This window comes from Sphingomonas sp. HITSZ_GF (genome assembly GCF_029543155.1).
Classification (GTDB): Bacteria; Pseudomonadota; Alphaproteobacteria; order Sphingomonadales; family Sphingomonadaceae; genus Sphingomonas.
Map to the genome: position 1 here is coordinate 105,415 of NZ_JARQXA010000003.1, position 22,296 is coordinate 127,710.

19 protein-coding genes are annotated in these 22,296 nt (G+C 67.1%); 18 read left to right on the forward strand and 1 reads right to left on the reverse strand.

The genetic code is table 11. From position 1 onward, the window contains the following. The first annotated feature begins 26 nt into the window (after positions 1-26). Together P6144_RS09510 and P6144_RS09515 are read left to right on the forward strand one after the other, a co-directional pair. Positions 27-1,190, forward strand: coding sequence for an acyl-CoA dehydrogenase family protein (locus tag P6144_RS09510; RefSeq protein WP_277767516.1), 1,164 nt, complete (start codon positions 27-29; stop codon positions 1,188-1,190). Beyond that, on the forward strand, positions 1,190-2,395 hold the full coding sequence (locus P6144_RS09515; protein ID WP_277767517.1) for a CoA transferase: 1,206 nt from the start codon (positions 1,190-1,192) through the stop codon (positions 2,393-2,395). Before P6144_RS09510 ends, P6144_RS09515 begins: the two co-directional genes overlap by 1 nt. A gap of 100 nt (positions 2,396-2,495) precedes the next feature. Here P6144_RS09515 and P6144_RS09520 read toward each other — a convergent pair whose 3' ends face one another. Beyond that, positions 2,496-3,299: a crotonase/enoyl-CoA hydratase family protein gene (locus tag P6144_RS09520; protein ID WP_277767518.1), complete on the reverse strand. Its 804-nt coding sequence runs from the start codon at positions 3,297-3,299 to the stop codon at positions 2,496-2,498. A gap of 120 nt (positions 3,300-3,419) precedes the next feature. On the opposite strand from P6144_RS09520, the gene P6144_RS09525 reads away from it, so the two are divergent. The 16 genes from P6144_RS09525 to P6144_RS09600 all read left to right on the forward strand — a co-directional run bounded on the left by P6144_RS09525 (position 3,420) and on the right by P6144_RS09600 (position 22,210). Then, complete coding sequence (locus P6144_RS09525; protein ID WP_277767519.1) at positions 3,420-4,289, forward strand: crotonase/enoyl-CoA hydratase family protein; 870 nt, start codon at positions 3,420-3,422, stop codon at positions 4,287-4,289. A gap of 12 nt (positions 4,290-4,301) precedes the next feature. Continuing rightward, complete coding sequence (locus P6144_RS09530; protein ID WP_277767520.1) at positions 4,302-5,528, forward strand: acyl-CoA dehydrogenase family protein; 1,227 nt, start codon at positions 4,302-4,304, stop codon at positions 5,526-5,528. Positions 5,529-5,541: 13 nt separating this feature from the next. Continuing rightward, complete coding sequence (locus tag P6144_RS09535; protein WP_277767521.1) at positions 5,542-6,192, forward strand: carboxymuconolactone decarboxylase family protein; 651 nt, start codon at positions 5,542-5,544, stop codon at positions 6,190-6,192. After that, positions 6,189-7,514 (forward strand): MFS transporter, encoded by a 1,326-nt coding sequence (locus tag P6144_RS09540; RefSeq protein ID WP_277767522.1) that lies wholly within the window; start codon positions 6,189-6,191, stop codon positions 7,512-7,514. Before P6144_RS09535 ends, P6144_RS09540 begins: the two co-directional genes overlap by 4 nt. A gap of 250 nt (positions 7,515-7,764) precedes the next feature. After that, positions 7,765-10,050, forward strand: coding sequence for a TonB-dependent receptor (locus P6144_RS09545; RefSeq protein ID WP_277767523.1), 2,286 nt, complete (start codon positions 7,765-7,767; stop codon positions 10,048-10,050). Between the two features lie 25 nt (positions 10,051-10,075). Beyond that, entirely contained in the window at positions 10,076-11,884 is a 1,809-nt protein-coding gene (locus tag P6144_RS09550) for an NAD(P)/FAD-dependent oxidoreductase (protein WP_277767524.1), read from the forward strand. A 161-nt stretch (positions 11,885-12,045) separates the two neighbouring features. After that, positions 12,046-14,328 (forward strand): TonB-dependent receptor, encoded by a 2,283-nt coding sequence (locus P6144_RS09555; protein WP_277767525.1) that lies wholly within the window; start codon positions 12,046-12,048, stop codon positions 14,326-14,328. Between the two features lie 166 nt (positions 14,329-14,494). Beyond that, positions 14,495-15,202 (forward strand): TetR/AcrR family transcriptional regulator, encoded by a 708-nt coding sequence (locus P6144_RS09560; RefSeq protein WP_277767526.1) that lies wholly within the window; start codon positions 14,495-14,497, stop codon positions 15,200-15,202. Between the two features lie 113 nt (positions 15,203-15,315). After that, complete coding sequence (locus tag P6144_RS09565; RefSeq protein WP_277767527.1) at positions 15,316-16,911, forward strand: AMP-binding protein; 1,596 nt, start codon at positions 15,316-15,318, stop codon at positions 16,909-16,911. After that, entirely contained in the window at positions 16,904-17,692 is a 789-nt protein-coding gene (locus P6144_RS09570; RefSeq protein WP_277767528.1) for an SDR family oxidoreductase, read from the forward strand. The genes P6144_RS09565 and P6144_RS09570 overlap by 8 nt, the downstream gene beginning before the upstream one ends. A 9-nt stretch (positions 17,693-17,701) precedes the next feature. Continuing rightward, positions 17,702-19,429 carry an acyl-CoA dehydrogenase gene (locus P6144_RS09575; RefSeq protein WP_277767529.1) on the forward strand — a complete coding sequence of 576 codons (1,728 nt, stop codon included), beginning with the start codon at positions 17,702-17,704 and terminating at the stop codon, positions 19,427-19,429. A 73-nt stretch (positions 19,430-19,502) separates the two neighbouring features. Continuing rightward, positions 19,503-20,084 (forward strand): YqaA family protein, encoded by a 582-nt coding sequence (locus tag P6144_RS09580; RefSeq protein ID WP_277767530.1) that lies wholly within the window; start codon positions 19,503-19,505, stop codon positions 20,082-20,084. Positions 20,085-20,192: 108 nt separating this feature from the next. Then, entirely contained in the window at positions 20,193-20,468 is a 276-nt protein-coding gene (locus P6144_RS09585; RefSeq protein WP_277767531.1) for a hypothetical protein, read from the forward strand. Between the two features lie 222 nt (positions 20,469-20,690). Then, complete coding sequence (gene secE, locus P6144_RS09590; RefSeq protein ID WP_277767532.1) at positions 20,691-20,888, forward strand: preprotein translocase subunit SecE; 198 nt, start codon at positions 20,691-20,693, stop codon at positions 20,886-20,888. Between the two features lie 37 nt (positions 20,889-20,925). Continuing rightward, positions 20,926-21,465, forward strand: a complete 540-nt coding sequence (nusG, locus tag P6144_RS09595) for a transcription termination/antitermination protein NusG (protein WP_116842097.1) — start codon at positions 20,926-20,928, stop codon at positions 21,463-21,465. A gap of 76 nt (positions 21,466-21,541) precedes the next feature. After that, the gene (locus P6144_RS09600; protein WP_277767533.1) at positions 21,542-22,210 is read left to right on the forward strand and encodes a spermidine synthase; all 669 of its coding nucleotides are present in this window, start codon (positions 21,542-21,544) and stop codon (positions 22,208-22,210) included. Positions 22,211-22,296 lie beyond the last annotated feature (86 nt).

Genomic DNA, 22,296 nt, shown 5'->3' on the forward strand with positions numbered 1-22,296 from the left:
CCGGCACAAGGCCGGGGTGACGCAGTATGAGCGGCATCGACCCAATGCTGTTCGAAAGCTTCGCGGCCCAGCTTCACCGCTATGTCCGCGAGCGGCTGATCCCCGCCGAGGCCGAAGTGGTCGCGGCCAATGCGATCCCGTCGCCGATCCTCGCCGAGATGCGCGATATGGGGCTGTTCGGGCTTACCATGCCGCCCGAATATGGCGGGTCGGGGATGAACGTCAGCCAATATGTCGAGGCAGTGCGGCTGCTCGCCTATGGCCTGCCCGCCTATCGCTCGATCCTGTCGATCAATATCGGCATCGTCTGCGCGGCGCTGGTGCAGCACGGCACCGAGGCGCAGCGTGCCGAATGGCTGCCGCGGCTGGCTGGCGGCGACATCGCCTGCTTCGCGCTGACCGAACCCGACAGCGGCTCCGACGCGGCGGCGCTGCGCACCCGCGCGGTGCGCGAGGGCGATACCTATGTGCTCACCGGTACCAAGCGCTTCATCACCAATGCGCCCTTTGCCAGCCTGGCGCTGGTGCTGGCGCGCACCGCGCCCGAACCGCTGCCGCGCAACGCGCATATCAGCGCCTTCCTGGTGCCGATGGACGCGCTCGGCGTGCGCGTCGGCCCGCCCGAGGCGAAGATGGGCCAGGACGGATCGCAGATCGCCGACCTGGTGCTCGACGCGGTTCGCGTGCCTGCAAGCGCGCTGCTGGGAGAAGTCGAAGGCCGGGGCTTCGCGGCGGCGATGCAGAGCCTCGACAATGGCCGGCTGTCGATCGCGGCGAGCAGCGCGGGCTATGCGCGGCGTATCCTCGACACTGCGATAGCCTATGCGCGTTCCCGAACGGCTTTCGGCGAGCCGATCGCCAATTTCCAGCTGATCCAGGCAATGATCGCCGACAGCGAGGCGGAGATATATGCCGCGGAATGCATGATCACCGATGCCTGCCGCCGGATCGACGCTGGCGAGCCGGTGACCGTGCAGGCCGCGAGCGCCAAGATGTTCGCGTCCGAAGCCTGTGGCCGGGTCGCGGATCGCTGCGTCCAGATCCATGGCGGCGCCGGCTATCTGCGCGCCTATGACGCCGAGCGCTTCTTCCGCGATGCCCGCGTCTTCCGGATCTACGAAGGCACCACCCAGGTGCTGCAGCTGGTGATCGCAAGGCGCCTGCTGCGCGAAGCGGCGGAGGCGGCCTGATGTACCAGTTGCTCAAGGGGCTCAGCGTGATCGAGGCCTCGTCCTTCGTCGCCTCGCCCACCGCCGGGCTCTATCTCGCGCAGATGGGCGCGGAGGTGATCCGCATCGACCAGGCCGGCGGCGGCCCCGATTTCCGGCGCTGGCCGCGCGGGCCGAGCGGCTTCTCGCTCTATTGGGAGAATCTCAACCGCGCCAAGAAATCGGTGGCGATCGACCTTTCGAAGCGCGAAGGGCGCGAGCTGATGCAGCGCCTCGCTGCCTCGACCGGCCAGTTCCTCACCAACTTCCCCGTCGACGGCTTCCTGGCGCATGACAAGCTCGCCGCGCTGCGCACCGACCTCGTCACCGTGCGGGTGATGGGCCAGGCGAATGGCGGCCCGGCGCTGGACTATACGGTCAATGCCGCGATCGGCGTGCCCGGCCTCACCGGGCCGGCGAGCCTTGGCGACGAGCCGGTCAATTCGGGCATGCCGGCCTGGGACCTGCTGAGCGGCGCCTATGCGGCGTTTGCGATGCTCGCCGCGATCCAGCACCGTGCCGCAACCGGCCAGGGCCAGGAAGTTCGCGTGCCGCTGGCCGATGTCGCGATCGGCACCGCCGCCAATCTCGGCATGCTCGCCGAGACGGTGATGGAAGGCCAGGATCGCCCGCGGCTGGGCAACACCGTCTATGGCGCATTCGGCCGCGACTTCGTGACGCGCGACGGCGAGCGGCTGATGCTGATGGCGATGACCCCGCGGCAATGGAGCGGGATGGTCGAGGTGCTGGGCATCGGCGCCGAGATCGCGGCGATCGAGCAAGTGCGCGGTGTCTCCTTCGCGACGGACGAGGGCCTGCGCTACGAGCATCGCGACGCCCTATTCCCGCTGGTCGAGGCGCGGGTACGCGGCTGGGACCGGGCGCCGCTAGAGGCCGCGCTGGCGGCGAAGGGTTGCTGCTTCGGCGGCTATGCGACGATGACCGCGGCCGCACGCGACCCGGCGCTGGTGACGCGCAACCCGATGTTCGGGCGGACAGCCAATCCGAGCGGGCTCGACTATCCAGCGCCCGGGCCCTTTGCGACGCTTCCTGCGCAGGAGCGCGGCTCGCCGGTTCGGGCGCCGCGACTGGGAGAGCATAGCGAGCAGGTGCTTTCCGAGCGGCTAGGGCTGAGTGACGGCGAGATCGCGGGACTGATCGATGCCGGAGTGGTGGCGCGGGGCTAGATACCAGCCGTCATCCCGGCGGAAGCCGGGATCTCAGGTGGCTCCTTCCCCGCGCCTTCTCCTGAGATCCCGGCTTTCGCCGGGATGACGGTCTGGAGGATCACTCCCCCTTAAACACCGGCGCCCGCTTCTCCAGGAACGCGCCCACGGCCTCGTCATGGTCCGCGGTCGCGTGGCTCAGCGCCTGCATCGCTGCCGACAGCTCCAGCACCTGCGCCAGGCTCGCACGATGCCCTTCGCGGAGAAGCCGCTTGGTCATGCGCACCGCATGCGGCGGGTTGGCGGCGATCTTGGCCGCGACCAGCCGCGCTTCGTCGAGCAGGCGATCGTCGGGCACGACGCGCGAGACCAGGCCGCAGGCCAGCGCCTCCGCTGCGCCAAGCAGGTCGCCGGTCAGCGCCAGCTCGCTCGCCTTGGCGAAGCCGATCACCCGCGGCAGCAGCCAGGCGCCGCCGTCCCCCGGCACGATACCGAGCTTGACGAAGCTCTCGGCGAACTTCGCGCTCTCGCCGGCGATCCGCACGTCGCACATACAGGCCAGGTCGCACCCCGCGCCGATCGCCGGGCCGTTGACCGCGGCGATCACCGGCACTTCGAGCGCCTCGAACAGCAGCGGCAGGCGCTGGATGCCGGCCTTGTAGTTGCGCCGGGTCTGCGACGGCAGAGCGTCGCGCAGGCTCGATCCGGGCGTTGCCATCGCCTTGAGGTCGCCGCCCGAAGAAAAGGCCGATCCGGCGCCGGTGAGGATCACCACGCGTACGCCGATATCCGCGTCGAGCCCGCGCATCGCGACTTCGAGCGCGTCAATCATCTCGAGCCCGGAGATCGGGTTGCGCTTCTCGGGCTGGTTGAGCGTGACGAGCGCGATCGCGCCCTCGCGTTCGATCCGGACCAGTTCGCTCATGCCACGCTCCATTTTTGTTGTGCGCCGCTAGTTGCATGCAGAAATGGGGCTGGACAACCCCTCTTCGCCACGGCATCGCTATATTGCATACAATTTGCCGATCAGCGGCGAGGAGGAGAGGTGTTCGAGACGCTTCGCTACGAGGTGGCCGACCGGATCGCGACGATCACGCTCGACCGGCCCGACAAGCTCAATGCATTCAACACCCGGATGATGGCCGAGCTGGTCGAAGCCTTCGACCGGAGCGATGCCGATGACGATGTCGGCTGCGTGCTGCTCACCGGCGCGGGCCGGGCCTATTGCGCGGGGGCGGACATCTCGGGCGGCCAGGGCGCGTTCGAGCGGCTAGCCGAGGACCCTGCCCGCGCGGCATTGCGCCATGGCGATCTCAGCCGAGACGGCGGCGGCGTCGCCGCGCTGCGCATCTTCGAGAGCCTGAAGCCGGTGGTCGCCGCGATCAACGGGCCGGCGGTTGGCATCGGCGCGACGATGCTGCTGCCCGCCGATATCCGCCTGGCCAGCACCAGCGCGAAGTTCGGTTTCGTCTTCACCCGCCGCGGAATCGTCCCCGAGGCAGCCTCGTCCTGGTTCCTGCCGCGCACCGTCGGCATCTCTCGCGCGCTCGAATGGACGCTGGCGGGACGGATGGTCAGCGCCGACGAAGCGCTCGAGGCCGGGCTGGTCCGCTCGCTCCACGCCCCCGAGGCGCTGATGCCCGCCGCCCGCGCGCTGGCGCACGAACTCGCGCATGTCGGCGCGCCGGTCGCGGTCGCGCTCACCCGCCAGATGCTCTGGCGGATGCTCGGCGCCGATCACCCGATGGCGGCACATCGGACGGACAGCCGGGCGATGCGCGCCCGTGGCGGCGCGCCCGATACGCGCGAAGGCGTGCAGGCCTTTCTCGAGAAGCGCGACCCCGCCTTTGCCGAGCGCGTATCCGATGGGCTGCCCGATATCTGGGTCGATCCAGCCAACGCCCATTTCTACTGAGCCGGAGCATTCATGGATTTCCGCATTTCCGAGCAGCAACGCCACTGGATCGAGCGTGTCTCGGCCTTCATGGACGTCTGGATCCTTCCAAACATCGCCCGCTATCACGCCGAGCAGGCCGAGGGGCGCTGGCGCACCGTGCCGCTGATCGCCGAGCTGCAGGACCGAGCGAAGGACGCGGGTCTGTGGAACCTGTTCATGCCGCCCGCCGCGCTCGCGCATGCCGCGAACGGCTTTGCCTTCGAAACCCCGGGGCTCACCAATCTCGAATATGCGCCGGTCGCCGAGCTGATGGGGCGCGTCGAGTTCGCCTCGCGCGTGTTCAACTGCGCGCCGCCCGATACCGGCAACATGGAAGTGCTGCTGCGCTATGGCTCGCCGGCGCAGCAGGAACGCTGGCTAAGGCCGCTGATGGCCGGCAGGACCCGCTCCGCCTTCCTGATGACCGAGCCGCAGGTCGCCAGCTCGGACGCAACCAATATCGAGACCAGCATCGTGCGCGACGGCGATCACTATGTGATAAACGGCCGCAAATGGTGGTCCACCGGCGTCGGCGATCCGGCCTGCGAGATCCTGATCGTGATGGGCAAGTCCGACCCGGCGGCCGCGCCGCACGCCCAACAGAGCCAGGTCCTGGTGCCGCGCGACACGCCGGGGGTCACCGTCGAGCGGATGCTCGGCGTGTTCGGCTATGACGATGCCCCGCACGGGCACGGCGAAGTGGTGCTCGATAATGTCCGGGTGCCGGCCGAAAATCTGATCCTGGGGGAGGGGCGGGGATTCGAAATTGCGCAGGGGCGGCTCGGCCCGGGGCGCATACATCACTGCATGCGGACGATCGGCGCGGCGGAAGCAGCGCTCGAAGCGATGTGCAAGCGCCTCAAGGCGCGCACCGCCTTCGGCAAGACGCTCGACAAGCAATCGATCTGGGAAGAGCGGATCGCCTGGGCGCGCACCGAGATCGAGATGAGCCGGCTGCTCACGCTACGCTGCGCCGACCTGCTCGACCGGTACGACGCCAAGGACGTCCGCCACGACATCTCGATGATCAAGCTCGCGGTGCCGCGCGCGGCGCTCAAGGTGATCGACGATGCGATCCAAGCGCATGGCGGCGGCGGCGTGGCGGCCGATTTCGGGCTGGCCGCGAGCTACGCCAAGACCCGGACGATGCGGCTCGTCGACGGGCCCGACGAAGTCCATTCCCGGGTGATCGCCCGAAAGGAACTGGCCCGATATTGAGGGAGGAACCGACATGCCCAGGCTGCCGCTGGTAAGTCGCGCGGATACGCATGATCCGCTCGTGCTGTTCATGTACGATCGCAAGTTTCCGGGGCGCGATCCCGCGACCGAGCCGGGCGTCACCGCATCGGGAGCACCGGGCAATTACGAGGCGGTGTTCGCCCATGCCCCCGACATACTCGAGCATTCGGTGCGCGGCTTCTACCTGAAACAGACCAAGAAGCGGAAGCTGCCGCTCCGGTTCATGGAGCTGGCGATCACCCGGATCGGCTGGAATTGCAGCTGTCGCTGGATGTTCTCCGAGCACAGCAAGATCCTGCGCGGTCTTGGCTATGACGAGGACATGCTCGCGGCGATCCCGAACTGGCCGATCTCCGACGGGTTCGATGCCGCCGAGCGCGCGGTGCTGGCCTATGCCGATTGCATCGCGCTCGATCATGGCCGCACGCCCGACGGGCTGTTCGCCGAGCTGCAGCGCCATTTCGACGCCGAGCAGATCATCGAGCTCACCTATATCGCCTCGATGTTCATGATGAACGCCGGGATGATCCGCGCACTCCGGCTCGAGCATGACGATTATGAAGAGCGGGTGGAGGAGATGCCCTCGCCGCCCGAATATCGCTTCGTCGATCGCGAGCCGCTGCCGCTGCCGAGCCGCCCATGAGCAGCGCCCGCCCCTCGCCGCTCTATGCCTATTATGTCGTCGCCTGCCTGATGCTGGCCTCGGCCTTCTCCTTTCTCGACCGGCTGGTGCTCAGCCTGCTGATCGATCCGATCCGCAAGAGCATGGGACTGACCGATTCCGAGGTGAGCCTGCTCGCCGGCTTCGCCTTTGCCAGCTGCTACGTGATCTTCGCCTTCGCCTTCGGGCGCTGGGTGGACACGCGCAGCCGCAAGGGGGCGATCCTGCTGGGCATCTCGCTATGGAGCCTGGCGACCGCCCTGTGCGGCGCTGCGCGGGGCTATTGGCAGCTGTTCGCCGCGCGCATGGGCGTAGGCGTGGGCGAGGCCAGCCTCAATCCGGGCGCCTATTCGATGATCGCCGACTATTTCCCGCCCCAGCGCCGCGGCATCGCCATGTCGATCTTCGCGTGCGGCGCCTCGATCGGCGGCGGCCTGGCGATCCTGGCAGGTGGTGTGGTGGTGGGCTGGGCACTGGCGACGCGCCCTGCCCTGCCGCTGCTCGGAGCCGTCGAGCCCTGGCAGTTCGTCTTCGTCGCGGTCGGCATGCCCGGGCTGCTGGTCGCGCTGCTGATCTGGCTGACCGTGCGGGAGCCGGCACGCACCCTTACCGTCGCCGACACCGCCGAGCCGCCGCGCATCGCCCAGGTGCTGGGGTTCGTGCGGACGCACTGGCGCGCGATCGTGCCGACCTTTCTCGGCTATGGCGCCTTTGCGATGAACGGCTATGCCTTCCAGCTCTGGGGGCCGGCCTTCTTCATGCGGCTGCATGCGCTGACGCCGGCGCAGGTGGGGCTTGTTTTCGGCATCGGCTACGGGCTGGGCGGCACGATCGCGATCCTGTTCGGCGGCGCATTGTCGGACATGCTGGCCCGGCGCGGGCGGGTCGAGGCGCCGATCCTGATCACGATCGGCGCCGGCTTCCTCCAGATCCCCTGCTTCCTCATCGCCTATCTGACGGGATCGACCGCACTGGCCATCACCGGCTTTGTCGGCGGTATCTTCGCGGCGAGCCTAGTCGGCGGGGTGCAGGCGGCGATGGTCCAGTCGCTGGCCCCCAACCGGATGCGCGGCCTGCTGGCGGCGCTGTTCGGCGCAACGGTGAACGTCGCCGGTCTCGGACTGGCGCCGACCGTCACTGCGGGCCTGTCCGATCACGTCTTCGGCGGGCCGATGGGGATCGGGCTGGCACTCGCCACGACCACGGCCGGAGCGATGATTGCATGCATCGCGCTTTTGCTCATCGGCCTGCCGCAGGCGCGGACGCTCGCACGGAGCCTGGCAAAGAGCGCATCGGCTGCCTGAAGCCTGATTGCATGCATTGAGTCGCGTTGCATTCGCGCAACTAATCGGGGGAAATCATCAATATCGCCTAATTTCCTCTCTATTGATCGCGTTGTCAGTCCAAATCCCGGCCGGCAGGACCGTTGCAATATGTATGCAATTATGTAGCTTGGTCGGTGCGAGGCGCGCGCCCAACCTGCGCCGTATCGCGACAACAACGGCACGACACCGGCCTCGAAGCGGGTGCGGCCACCAGGAGAGGGAGGGCCTGATGCGCACCCAAATAGAATCCAATATCTGCACTCGCGTGCTTGCCGGCCTGTTCGCCGCCGGCATTGTCTTCGCCGCCGCTCCGGCCGCGGCACAGGATGCCGCCCCTGCCCCCGACACCGCGGCCGAGGGGCATCAGGACCGACTGAACGAGATCGTCGTCACCGCCACCAAACGCGAGCAGAAGCTGCAGGACGTGCCGGTGTCTATCGCCGCGATCGGCGGCGACGACCTGCAGGAGCGCCAGATCAACGATCTGCGCAACCTCCAGGCCTATGTGCCCAACATGGCGATCCTGAACAGCGGCGTGAACCCGGTCGTCTATATCCGCGGCTTCGGATCGGGCCCGAACAACGTGGCGTTCGACCAGGAAGTCTCGGTCTATCTCGACGGCATCTATGGCGGCCGCGGCGCGCAGTTCAGCGCCCCCTTCTTCGACCTGGAGCGCGTGGAAGTGCTGCGCGGGCCGCAGGGCGCATTGTTCGGCCGCAACACCGCGGCGGGCGCGATCAGCATCATCTCCGCCCGGCCGACCAAGACCTTCCAGGGGATGCTTTCCGCCGCCTATAATTTCGACCGCGACGGCTATGAGGCGACCGGCTATGTCAGCGGCCCGCTCAGCGACACGCTGACCGCGCGCATCGCCGGCAAGTTCGTTCGCCAGCAGGGCTGGCTGCGCAACGTCGCCACCGGCAAGGACGACCCGCGGCTCGATCAGGAGCTGGTCCGCGGCATCCTGCGCTGGCAGCCCTCGGCCGATGTCGATATCTCGCTGAAGGGCGAATATGGCCGCCACCAATATTGGGGCGGCGTCAGCCATTCGGGCTCGCTGACCGAACCGGCGAACTTCACCGACACGCGCTATGTCAGCAATCCCTATGGCGCCGCGCCGATCCCGGAGCAGAGCGGGATCAAGACCGGCAATGTCGTGCTCACCGCGAACATCGCGATCGGCGACCACACGCTCACCTCGATCTCGGGCTGGTCGCATTTCACCACCACCCGCCTCAGCGCCTATGACGAGTTCAGCCCGGACCGCACCGTGCCGGCGGGCGGCGCCAACGCGCGCTATTCCAATGGCTTCCCCGAGGCATTCGACCAGTATTCGCAGGAAATCCGCCTGGCCTCGCCCACCGGCGGCACGTTCGAATATGTCGTCGGCGGCTATTTCGACACATCCGACTACCACCTGCACCAGGACACCTATTACCAGAATATCGGCGCCTTCACCGGCCATCAGTCGACCGATTTCGATCAGGCGAGCTGGTCCTATTCCTTCTTCGGCCAGGGCACGCTGCGCTTCGCCGACGCGTTCCGCGCGATCGCGGGCCTGCGCTATTCGGACACGGTGAAGCATGGCGACTTCACCTCGCGCACCGTCAGCGGCGTCCAGTTCAACGCGATCGGCGCCCCGCAGAGCGGCCGGCTGAAGGAGCATTACTGGGATCCCTCCGCGACGCTGCAGTTCGACGCGTCGAAGGACATCATGTTCTACCTGACCTATGGCCGCGGCTCGAAATCGGGCGGCTTCGTCAGCAACACCTATGGCGTCACCGCCGCCGGCTTCCAGTTCAAGCCCGAGCGCTCGACCAACTACGAAGCCGGCATGAAGGCGACGCTGGCCGACGGGCGCGCGACGCTGAACGTCTCGGTGTTCAAGACCAAGTTCGAGGATTTGCAGCAATCGGCCTATGATCCCGATCGCCGCACCTTCTTCACCCGCAACGCCGCCAGCGCCTCGTCCACCGGAGTCGAGGCGGAAGCGCAGGTGCTGGTGGCCAAGGGGCTCCAGCTCAACGCCTCGCTCGCCTATCTCGACGCCAAGTTCGACGACTATCCGGGCGCACCCTGCCTCAGCCTGGAGACGCTGGCGCAGTGCAACTCGGCCGATCCGGTGAGCATCGCGGCGCACAACATCAAGGGCACGCCGCTACAGTTTGCGCCAAAGTGGAGCGGCAATGTCGGCTTCCGGTACGATCAGGACCTGACCGACGACCTGAAGCTGCTGTTCAGCGCCAACACGCTGTTCCGCTCCGACTATTTCATCGCCGATGGCTACAACCCAATCTGGGGCCTGCAAAAAGGCTGGGCCAAGATCGACGGGCGCATCCAGATCGGCGGCGTGGACGACAAGTGGAACGTCGCGCTGGTCGGCCGCAATCTCACCAACAAGAAGACCGCGGGGGCGGCGATCCGCTTCCCCGCATCGATCACCGGCGTCGCCCGCGCCATCTACACGATGGACGAATATCGCTCGCTCGCGGTCGAAGGCACGATCCGCTTCTAAGCCACTGCATATCCAGGAGATGTTTGTGAGTGACAGCCCGTCGGCGAACGACGAACTGGGGTTCGATCCCGAAGCGCTCCGCGCCAAATATCGCGCCGAGCGGGACAAGCGGCTTCGAGACGAAGGCACGCGCCAGTTCATCGCGCCGGCGGGCGATTTCCGCCATTTCGCCGACGACCCCTATGCCGAGCCGGGCTTTACCCGCACCCCGCTGAGCGACGAGGTCAACATCCTGATCATCGGCGGCGGCTTTGCCGGCCTCTCCGCCGGTGCGGCGCTGCGCAAGCGCGGCATTACCGGCATACGCATCGTCGAAAAGGGGGGCGACTTCGGCGGCACCTGGTACTGGAATCGCTATCCCGGAATCCAGTGCGACATCGAAGCCTATATCTACCTGCCGCTGCTCGAAGAGACCGGCTACATGCCGAGCGAGCGCTATGCCCGCGGGCCCGAGATCTGGGAGCATGCCCGGCGCATCGCCCGGCATTTCGTGCTCTATGACGACGCGCTGTTCCAGACCGCGGTGACCGAGCTGACCTGGCTCGAGGACGAGCGCAAATGGCTGGTCCGCACCGATCGCGGCGACGCGTTCAAGGCGCGCCACGTCATCCGCACCAACGGCATCCTCGACCGGCCCAAGCTGCCCGGCATCCCCGGCATCACCGCGTTCAAGGGCCATATCTTCCACACCAGCCGCTGGGACTATGCCTATACCGGCGGCGACTCCACCGGCGGGCTGACCGGGCTGGCCGACAAGCGCGTCGCCATCATCGGCACCGGCGCGACTGCGATCCAGGCGGTGCCGCATCTCGCGCGCCACGCGAAACATCTCTACGTGATCCAGCGCACCCCCTCGGGCATCGACGCGCGCGGCAACCGGCCGACCGATCCCGACTGGTGGAAGACGCTCGAGCCCGGCTGGCAACGCCGCCGCCGCGACAATTTCGTCGCCCTGACCACGGGCATGCCGCAGGACGAGGACATGGTCGCCGACGGCTGGACCGATACGATGCGCGCGCTCGGCGATTTCGAACGCGCCGCCGGGATGTCGCCATCGGAGCTGCAGGCGCAGCGGGAGCTCGCCGACTTCGCCAAGATGAACCAGATCCGCCGCCGGATCGAGGACCTGGTGGAGGACCCCGCCACCGCCGAGGCGCTCAAGCCCTGGTACCGCCAGTTCTGCAAGCGCCCGTGCTTCAACGACGACTATCTGCCGGCGTTCAACCGCGACAATGTCGACCTGATCGACACCGACGGAAAAGGGCTGGAAGCCTTTACCGAAGACGGCTTCCTGTTCGGCGGCAAGGTCCACCCGGTCGATTGCGTGATCTTCGCGACCGGCTTCGATTTCGGCAACGCCTATGGCTCGGGTGCGCAGCAGAAGGGCCATCCGATCTTCGGGCGTGGCGGCGCCTCGCTGGCCGACGAATGGGGCGCGGGCATGCGGACGCTGCACGGCTTCTATTCCGCGGGCTTCCCCAACCTGTTCCACATGGGCGGATCGCAGAACGGGCTCGCCTTCAACCTCACCTATTGCCTGGACGAGCAGGCCGAGCACATCGCGGACGTGCTCGCGCTGGCCAGGGACCGCGACGCCACCCTGGTCGAGCCCACGGCCGAAGCCGAGGCGGAATGGGTCGCGACGATCCGCGCGAAGGACAAGAGCTTCCAGAATTTCCAGCGCGAATGCACCCCGGGCAACTTCAACGACGAAGGCAAGGTCGGGAGCGCGATCAGCCGATCCGACGAATATTATGGCGGCGGCCCGATCGCCTTCTACGCGCTTATCCGCGAATGGCGCGCGGCGGGGCTGAAGGGACTAACCATCACCTGAGGCCAGGATCGGCCGGCCTTGCGCCGCCGTTCGCACGGCCGTGCCCCGATCAATACTGACTGACTAATAAGTCAGTATTGACTCCGTTACGCCACCGGTGCGATGTTTCCTCCCGTTCGCAGGACAGCGTCATCAAGATGCGGCAGCGACGAGGAGAGGATATGAAGGGGTTAGCTTGCACATCGTCGCTGATCGCATTGGTCGCGGCGCTTCCCGCCGCGGCGCAGACCGGCGCCACACCGCCCGCCCAGACCAGCCAGGCCACGCCCGCCGAGACGCATGAGGACGACATCGTCGTCACTGCGACCCGACGCAACGAGCGGCTCCAGGACGTGCCGCTCAGCGTCACCGCCTTCTCGCAGGAAGAGCTGACGCAGAAGGGCATCGTCGGCTTCGAGGGCATCGCCCGCGAGACGCCGGGCGTCGCGCTCAACAAGGCGAGCGACAACAATGCCCGCTTCACCACGCGCGGCATCTCCACCAACGGTTGGGGCGCCGGGCTGCAGACGACGACCACCGTCTATCTCGACGAACTGCCGCTCACCACGATCGGCAACTCGATCACGCTCGATTCGAACCTGTTCGACGTGCAGCGCGTCGAGTTCCTGCGCGGTCCGCAGGGCACGTTGTTCGGCTCGGGCTCGCTCTCGGGCGCGATGCGCATCCTGACCAAGAGCCCGAACCTGAAGGACTTCGACGCCTCCGCCCTGGTCGATATCGGCTGGACGCCCGACGGCGACGGCATCCGCCAGCGCTACAACGGCATGCTCAACGTGCCGCTGGTCGAGGACAAGTTCGCGCTGCGCGCGGTCGGCTATTACCGGCACGAAGACGGCTTCATCGACAATATCGGCACCGGCAAGAAGAACGCCAACACGCTGAAGGGCTATGGCGGCCGCGCCGCCTTGCTGTTCAAGCCGAGCGACCGGCTGAGCATCAAGCTGATGGGCGCCTATGAGAATAGCGGGCCCGAGGATGCCTCGATGGTCACGCCGTCGCTGGGCGACCGCAAGCGCTACAGCCTGCGCCCGGACCGCTACACCTCCGAGACGCAGATCTACAACGGCACGATCGATTACGACTTCGACTTCGCCCATCTGGTCAGCTCATCGACCTGGTCGGTGAACAAGGGCGATTTCGACGTCGACCTGGGCGGTACCTTCGGCGCCACCCTGCCCATCCCGTTCCTGATGGACGACGACTATCAGACCAAGACCTTCGTCCAGGAGGCGCGGCTGGTTTCCAAGTCGGACGGGCGCGGGCTCGATTGGGTGATCGGCGGCTTCTACATGCACCGCGACCTCGAACTGGCCGGGCGCTATCAGTCGACCCCGGCCTATCTCACCGCCAAGGGGATCACGGGGCTGACCGACTCGGTGTTCCAAGCCTTCGGCAGCAACACCAAGAACTATGAACTCGCAGGGTTCGGTGAACTGACCTACCATTTGACCGACACGCTCTCGGTGAGCGGCGGGCTGCGCTACGGCAAGTACGGCGCGACGGTAACGACCCGGCCGGGCTTCAACACCGCCTATTTCACCTATGCGCTCTATGGCATCGCCGGGCCGCTGGCGAAGGTCGCGAACGCCCAGTCGACCGCCAAATACCCCTCGGCCGAGCGGGCATCATGGAAGGCGAGCCTGACCTGGCGCCCGACGCGCGACCTGACCGCCTATGCCACGGTTTCCACCGGCTATCGCACCCCGGTCTATAACGCCCGCGCCGGCAGCGTCAGCGTCATCAATCCAGCCGACCTGGTGATCCCGCAGGGCGCGACCTCGGACAACCTCACCAACTACGAAGTCGGCCTGAAGGGCCGCTGGCTGGGCGGGCGGCTGACCGCGGCGCTGGCAGCCTATTATATCGACTGGCGCAATATCCAGGTGCAGGCCAACCGGCTGTCGGACTCAGTACAGTTCGCCACCAATGTCGGCGCGGCGCGCAGCCAGGGCCTGGAAGCCGAAATCACCTTCACCCCGACGACCGGGCTGACCTTCGGGCTGAACGGCTCGCTCAACGATGCGAAGGTGACCAAGCTCTCCACCCAGGAATCGCAGATTTCCGGCGCGGTTCTCGACCAGCGGCTGTCCTCCCCGCACGTCCAGGGGACTTTCTACGGCACCTACACGTACGGGCTGGGCGGCGATGCCAAGGGCTTTAGCAGCTTCCAGATCCAGCATGTCGGCTCGTTCCCGAACATGTTCCCCAACACGCCGGGGACGCTGGGCGTGCGCAGCCCGCTCTACGACTTCACCGACACCTATACGGTGATCAACCTGCAGACCGGTGTGACGATCAAGGACGTCAACGTCACGCTCTATGTCGAGAATCTCGGCAATAGCCGTGCGGTGACCTACATCCATCCCGAAGCATTCGTGTACAGCCGCTACGCGATCCTGCGGCCGCGCACCTTCGGCATCCGGCTCGGCTACAATCTGTGGTGACCCACCCGCGCCCCTGGGCCGCATCCGGGCGCGAACCGGCGAGGCCAGCGCTGCTGCGCCTCGCCACCCCGTTTCACCAGCATCTTCCTCCGGCCGACATGGCCAAAACCCAAGAGTCAGGGGCAAAGCGTTGACGCAATTGTTGGACGGCGGCACGCTCAGATCGATGAGCGAACCGCGTGTGGAGCCTGAATCGAAACGCCCCCGGGCCGGCAACCACAAGGCGCGCGTTCGCGAGGAATCGATCGAGCGGATCCTAGATGCCGCGGAACAGCTCTTCGCCGAGTTCGGCTATCACGGCGTCACGCTGAAGGACGTCGCCAAGCGCGTCGGCGTAAGCTCCACGCTTATCCATTATCATTTCAGCGGCAAGGAAAGCATCTACGAGGCGCTATGGGCCCGCAAGGCACCGATCTCGGCGCGCAACCGGCTGGAGGCGATGCGCCGCTATGCCGAAGAAGCGGGCGATAACGTCACCGTCGAGGGGGCGCTGGCGGCCTGGATCGAGCCCGACCTGAACGTCCATCTCGAAGACCCAGAATATTGGGCGGCGATCGGCAAGATCAGCGCGCAGGCGAACAGCGCCGCGGGCTGGGGCGCCGAGAAGATGACGAAATACTACAACCCCGTCGTCCTTGCGCTGATCGACCTGCTCAAAAAGGCGATGCCCGATTGCGACGAGGCGACGATCTTCTGGGGCTATCACTTCGTCTCGGGCGCGATGACGCACAACATGGCGCGCACCGGCCGGCTGGACGAGCTGTCGCACGGGCTCTGCTCGTCGGACGATTTCGCCTCGATCAAGCGGCACATGGCGAAGTTCATGGCCGCCGGCTTCCACGCGATCTGCCAGGGCGCCACGCCCGAGAAATAAGCGGCCGGGCGCCCGCGGGCGCCGCCCTTCCAAGGTACCGACCCCATGTCGACCGATACTGCATCCCCGCATGCCCTTGCCGCGCAGGGCCGCCGGCTTCGCGGGGCAGCGCGATGACCGCCCTGCCCGCCGGCGAGCCCCAGCGCTATGCGCTCACGCTCGACCGCTTCATCGACCATGCCGCCAAATGGCACGGCGCCACCGAAGTGGTGACCGGCGGCGCCGGCACCAACGAGCGCATCGGCTATGCGGCGCTTCGGGATCGCGCCAACCGGCTCTCCGGCGCGCTGCGCGCGCTCGGGCTGAAGGCAGGCGACAATCTGGGGGTGCTCGCCTGGAACAGCCAGGCGCACATGGAATGCTGGTACGGGGCGATGGGCATCGGCATCGTCTGCCACACGCTCAACCCGCGCCTCGCCCCCGCGCACTTGGCCGGGATGATCCGCCAGGCCGCCAATCCGGTGCTGGCGATCAGCCCCGACCTGGGGCCGCTGGCCGAGGCGCTGGTGCCGCTGTGCCCGAGCATCGAGCAGGTGATCGTGCTGCACGAGCCGGGCGCCGACTTTCCCCTGCCCGATTGCGGCGCGGTGCCGGTGATCGGCTATGACGCGCTGCTCGCCGGGCTGGGCATGCCGGTCGCCTGGGGCGGATTTGCGGAAGACGCGCCGGCCGGCCTCTGCTTCACGTCGGGCACTACCGGCGCGCCCAAGGGCGTGACCTATACGCACCGCTCCAACTATCTGCACACCGTCCACCAGCTCCAGGCGGACGTGATCGGACTGACCGCGCGCGATACCGTGCTGGTCGCGGTGCCGATGTTCCACGCCAATGGCTGGGGCCTGCCCTTTTCGGGCGCGGCATCGGGCGCCAAGCTGGTCTTTCCCGGCCGGCACCAGGACGGGGCGAGCCTGGCTGCGCTGATCGAAGCGGAAGGCGTCAACATCGTCGTCGGCGTTGCGACGGTGTGGCTCGGGCTCGCCGACCATCTCGACCGCACCGGCGGCGACCTGCCTTCGCTCGAGCGCGTGCTGCTCGGCGGATCGGCGGTACCCCAGGCGCTGATGGACCGGCTCGAGGCGCGGCTCGGCGCGACGGTGCAGACCAGTTGGGGGATGACCGAGCTCTCCCCGCTCGGCACCACCACCCCACCGGGCGCGCCGGTACGCAGCGCCGCCAAGTCGGGCCGACCGCCGCTGGGAGTCGACCTGCTGCTCACCGATGCCGAGGGTGTCGCCCTGCCCGAACAGCGCGGCGCCGAGGGGCGATTGCACGTGCGCGGCGCGAGCGTGGTCGAGCGCTATTTCGGGCACGACGATCTTGCGGTGGATGCCGATGGCTGGTTTGATACCGGCGACCTGGCGACCATCGACGCGGCCGGGCGGATCAGCATCACCGGCCGCGCCAAGGACCTGATCAAATCGGGCGGCGAATGGATCAATCCCGGCGAGATCGAAGCGATCGTCGGCGAGCTGCCGGAGATCGCGCTGGCGGCGGTGGTCGGCCGCACCCATGACAAATGGGGCGAGCGCCCGGTGCTGGTGATCGAGCTGCGCCGCGGTGCCGAGATCAGCAACGAGGCGGTGCTCGCGGCGCTACGCGCGCGGGTGGCAAGCTGGTGGCTACCCGATGCGATCGTGCGCGTGCCGGAGATGCCGCTCGCGCTCACCGGCAAGATCGACAAGCAGCGCTTGAGGGCCGAACATGGCTGAGATGGGAAGACTGGCAGGATTGTTCGACCTCACCGGCCGGGTGGCAATCGTCACCGGCGGATCGCGCGGGCTGGGCCTGCAGATCGCCCGCGCGCTGGGCGAATATGGCGCGTCGCTGGCGCTGGTCGCGCGCAGGCAGGCCGATCTCGACGCCGCAGTCGAGGAACTGGCCGCGATGGGCCATAGCGTGTCGGGTTTCGCGATCGACCTGAGCGACCCGGAGGCTGCCGCCGCGCTCACCGCGCGGGTCCTCGCCCAGTTCGGCCGGATCGACATATTGGTGAACAATGCCGGCGCCGCCTGGGGGGCGCCCGCCGAGGCGTTCCCGCTGGACGGCTGGAACAAGGTGATCGACCTCAACGTCACCGGGTTGTTCCTGCTCAGCCAGGCGGTGGCGCGCGCCGCCTTCCTGCCGCAGGGCAAGGGCACGATCGTCAATGTCGCCTCGATCGAGGGGTTGCTCGGCCATCATCCGGATCGGCTGGGCACGATCGCCTACAACACCGCCAAGGGCGCGGTGGTGAACATGACCCGCGCGCTCGCCGCCGAATGGGGGCCGCGCGGCATCCGCGTCAACGCGCTGGCGCCCGGCTTCTTCCCGTCGAAGATGACGATGGCGACGGTGGAGGCGCATGGCGCGGAGATGCTGCGCCAGACGCCGCTGGGCAAGCTGGGCGGCGAGACCGACCTGATGGGGCCGGCGCTCTTGCTTGCCTCCGATGCCGGCGGCCATATCACGGGCCAGGTGCTCGTGGTCGATGGCGGCACCACGATCATCTGAAGGACCGACATGCTGCTCAACCGCCGCGACCTGGATTTCCTGCTGCACGACTGGCTGAAGGCCGACACGCTCGCCGAGCGCGAGACGGTGGATGCGATCCTCGATCTTTCCGAGAAGCTCGCCACCGAGGCCTTCCTGCCCCATTACAAGCGCAGCGACGTCGAGGAGCCGCGGCTGGAGGACGGCGAGGTGCGGATCTGCCCGGCGATCGGCCCGGCGCTGGCGCAATATGCCGAGCTGGGGCTGTTCTCGGCGGGCTTTCCCGAGGAACAGGGCGGGCTCGGCCTGCCCTATCTGGTCTGCGCCGCATCCTTTGCCTTCTTCGCGGCGGCGAATGTGGCGACCGCGGCCTATCCGATGCTCACCGTCGCCAACGCAAGGCTCATCGCAACCTTCGGCAGCACGGCGCAGTTCGAGGCGTTCGCTCGCCCGCAGATCGAGGGGCGCTGGTTCGGCACCATGTGCCTGTCCGAGCCGCAGGCCGGCTCCAGCCTTGCCGATGTGCGCACGCGCGCGGTGCCCGAGGGCGACCGCTACCGGCTGACCGGCAACAAGATGTGGATCTCGGGCGGCGACCAGGATGTGAGCGAGAACATCGTCCACCTCGTCCTCGCCAAGGTGCCGGGACCGGACGGCAATCTGCCCGAGGGCACCGCCGGCATCTCGCTGTTCATCGTGCCCAAGATCCTGCCCGACGGCAGCCGCAACGACGTGCGCGTCGCCGGGCTGAACCACAAGATGGGCTATCGCGGCACCGCCAACTGCCTGCTCAACTTCGGCGAGGAGGATGGCGCGATCGGCTGGATCGTCGGCGAGCCGGGCCACGGCCTGCGCCAGATGTTCCAGATGATGAACGAGGCGCGGATCGGCGTGGGCATCGGCGCGGCGGCGCTCGGCTATCGCAGCTACCTGCTTTCCGCCCGCTATGCCGGGGAACGGCTCCAGGGCCGGCCGGTCGGCCAGCGCAGCGGCCCGCCGGTGGCGATCATCGAGCATCCCGACGTCCGCCGGATGCTGCTCCAGCAGAAATGCTATGTCGAAGGCGCGCTTGCCCTGTGCCTCTATTGCGCCCGGCTGGTCGACAATGCCGAGGAGAATGCGGAGGATGCCGCGCTGCTCGGGCTGCTGACCCCGGTGGCGAAGACCTGGCCCGCCGAGCAGGGCCTGGCCGCGAACGACATCGCGATCCAGATCCATGGCGGCTATGGCTATACCCGCGACTTCGACGTCGAACAGCTGTGGCGCGACAACCGCCTGAACCCGATCCACGAAGGCACCACGGGCATCCAGGCGATCGACCTGGTCGGCCGCAAGATCCTGAACGACGGGTCCGGCTTGCCGGTACTGACGCTGCGGATCGCCCGGACGGTGAAGGCAGCGGCTGCGCTTCCCGCGCTCGAAGCCCATGCCGAGGCTCTGTCCGCCGCGCTCCACCGAGTGACGGCGACGATCGAGCGCCTGCGCGCGCTCGAAGGCAATGCCGCCTTCGCCAACGCCACGCCATTCCTGCAGGGCTTTGGCCATGTCGTGCTGGCCTGGCTGTGGCTCGACCAGGCAGTCGCCGCGCAGGAGTTGCTGCCGTCGGGCACCGGCGAGCGCGATTTCCTGGACGGCAAGCTCCATGCCTGCCGCTTCTTCTTCGAGACCGAGCTGCCCAGGGTTTCGGCGATGCTGGACTTCGCCGGATCGGGCAGCGATGTCGCCTCGGCGGCGCCCCCGGACATCTTCCGGATTTGAGAGCCACATGGACAAGTGCCGGGCCGCCCCATAAAGAACGCCCGTCTTCCGCATCGAAAGTTGCCCGGCCCACATGTTCCGTCCGCTGTATGACTGGGTGCTGCGCATGGCGCACCACCGCCACGCGATCTGGCTGCTGGGCCTGGTATCCTTCGCGGAGAGCAGCTTCTTCCCGATCCCGCCCGACGCGATGCTGATCCCGATGGTGATCGCACGCCGCGAGCAGGCGTTCCGCATCGCGCTGGTCTGCACCATCGCGTCGGTGCTGGGCGGCATGCTCGGCTATTATATCGGCTATGGCCTGATGCAGACAGTGGGCGAATGGATCGTCCACACCTATCATCTCGAGGCCAAGCTCGCCGACGCGATCCATGCCTATCAGAGCGAATATGGCACCTGGATCATCCTGCTGAAGGGCCTGACGCCGATCCCGTTCAAGCTGGTGACGATCGCCAGCGGCGCAGCGAGCTTCAACTTCCCGCTGTTCGTGCTGCTATGCACCATCACGCGGGGCGCACGCTTCTTCATCGTCGCCGCGCTGCTCAAGCGCTTCGGCGCCCCGGTACAGGAATTCATCGAAAAGCGGCTCGACCTGTTCGCCTGGGCCTTCCTGGCGCTGATCGTGCTCGGCTTCGTGGCAGTCGCCCTGTTCTGAGAACCCCTCGGCTCTTTGCTGCATTGCACAATTAACGGTTGCGGGTTAGCCTTCTTCCCGGGTCGCCCAAAATAAGCATGCATGCACAGCCAACCAAGGGGAACTGTGATGTTCAGGAAGCTTACAACGACGCTGGCCGCATCCACCCTGCTGCTCGCCTCCACGGCGGCACAGGCCAATTCGGCCTCGGCGCTCAGCTTGCGCAACGCGCCGGCTGCCGCCGCTACCACCTCGACGCGCGCAAGCACGTCGGCCCGTCACGACAACTCGCTCTTCGCCGCACCCATCTTCATTATCGGTGCGATCTTCGTGACCTTCACCGTGCTGGAGGTCACCGGCGCGATCAACATCATCGGCGATGACGACGAACCCGACAGCCCCTAGGCTTGTCTGGCGCAACGCCGATCGAACCGATGAGGGGCGTTCCGACAGGGCCGGAACGCCCCTTTTCTTTTCACGCTGCGCCTGCTTGCGTGGCGTGAAGCAAGTCGCTAGATACAGCCCCCAATCCGACAGCGTGGGTGGGAAAGCACCGGTTCCTCGAAAAGGACCGGGCAGCGGACCCGTGCCCCGAAGCCGGCGAACTTTGAAGCGAGGATGGCCCCAGTGGCGAAGACCAGTCCGACCGAATTCGTGAAGCAGGTGCAGACCGAAGCGCGCAAGATCGTGTGGCCGTCGCGCCGCGAGACCGTGATGACCGGCGTGATGGTGATGATCATGACCACGCTGCTCGGCGTGTTCTTCCTCGGTATCGACTCCATTTTCGACTTCATCGTCAATTCGCTGCTGCGCCTGGCGCAGTAAGCGAAACCGCAGAACACCAAAGGGAAAGAACGAACGCATGGCGCGCTGGTACATCATCCACGCCTATTCGGGCTTCGAGGGCAAGGTCCGCGACCAGATCCTGGCCGACGCCACCCGCATGGGCCTCGACCGCCTGGTCGAAGCCGTCGAAGTGCCCACCGAGACCGTCACCGAGGTCCGCCGCGGCAAGAAGATCCAGTCCGAGCGGAAGTTCTTCCCGGGCTATGTCCTCGCCAAGCTCGAGATGAACGACGACGTCTATCACCTGGTGAAGAACACGCCGAAGGTGACCGGCTTCCTCGGTTCGTCGGGCAAGCCCCAGCCGATCAGCGAGGCCGAGGCCGCGCGCATCCTGAACACCAAGGACGAGGCGGCCACCGCCGCGCCCAAGGCGAAGGTCAAGGTCGACTACGACATCGGCGACACCGTCAAGGTCACCAGCGGCAACTTCGCGACCTTCTCGGGCGTGGTCGAGGAGCTCGACTACGACAAGAGCCGCGTCAAGGTCTCGATCTCGATCTTCGGCCGCGCGACGCCGCTGGAGCTGGGCTTCGAGGACGTCGAGCGCATCAAGTAAGCCTGGTCGCGAGACTGGACTTTGTGAGGGGCCGGGGCGAGAGCTTCCGGCCCTTTCGCTTTGAAGGAGACGGGCCATGGTGCCGCGCGAATTGATCGACATCGCCCCCGTGCCCGGCGGCGACGAGTTGCGCCTGTTCCGGCGTGGCGCCGACTATATGATCGTGCTCGACCGCAACGAGCTGATGAACAGCCGGATGAGCGGATCCGAGGAAGCGCTCGCGACGATGAGCGTCGAACGGATCGCCGAGCGCAAGAAGCCGCAGATCCTGATCGGCGGCTATGGCATGGGCTTCACGCTGCGCGCCGCGCTGGCCGTGCTGCCGGCGGACGCGCAGGTGGTGGTGGTCGAGCTGGTGCCCAAGATCATCGACTGGGCGCGCGATCATATGGCCGAGCTGGCGGCCGGTTGCCTCGATGATCCGCGCGTCGACGTGGTGATCGGCGATGTCGGCGCCGAAATCGCGCGCACCCGCGCCGGTTTCGACGCGATCCTGCTCGACGTCGACAACGGCCCCGACGGGCTGACCCGGCTCGGCAACGACCGGCTCTATTCGATGCGCGGGCTCGAGGCGGCACGCGCCGCGCTGGCACCGGGTGGCGTGCTGGCGGTGTGGTCCGCGGCGCCCGACAAGGCCTTTGCCCGCCGGATGGGCGAAGCCGGCTTCGCGGTGGATGAAGTCACCGTGCGGGCGCGCAGCAACGGCAAGGGCGCCAAGCATGTGATCTGGTTCGGGCGGAAATAGGCTGGCGATCGCAGCAGCGGCTTTCGTCGCGAAACACTTGCAGGAACCGCCTCCACCGCTTCGGATCGGCGCAGCTGGTGGAGGCT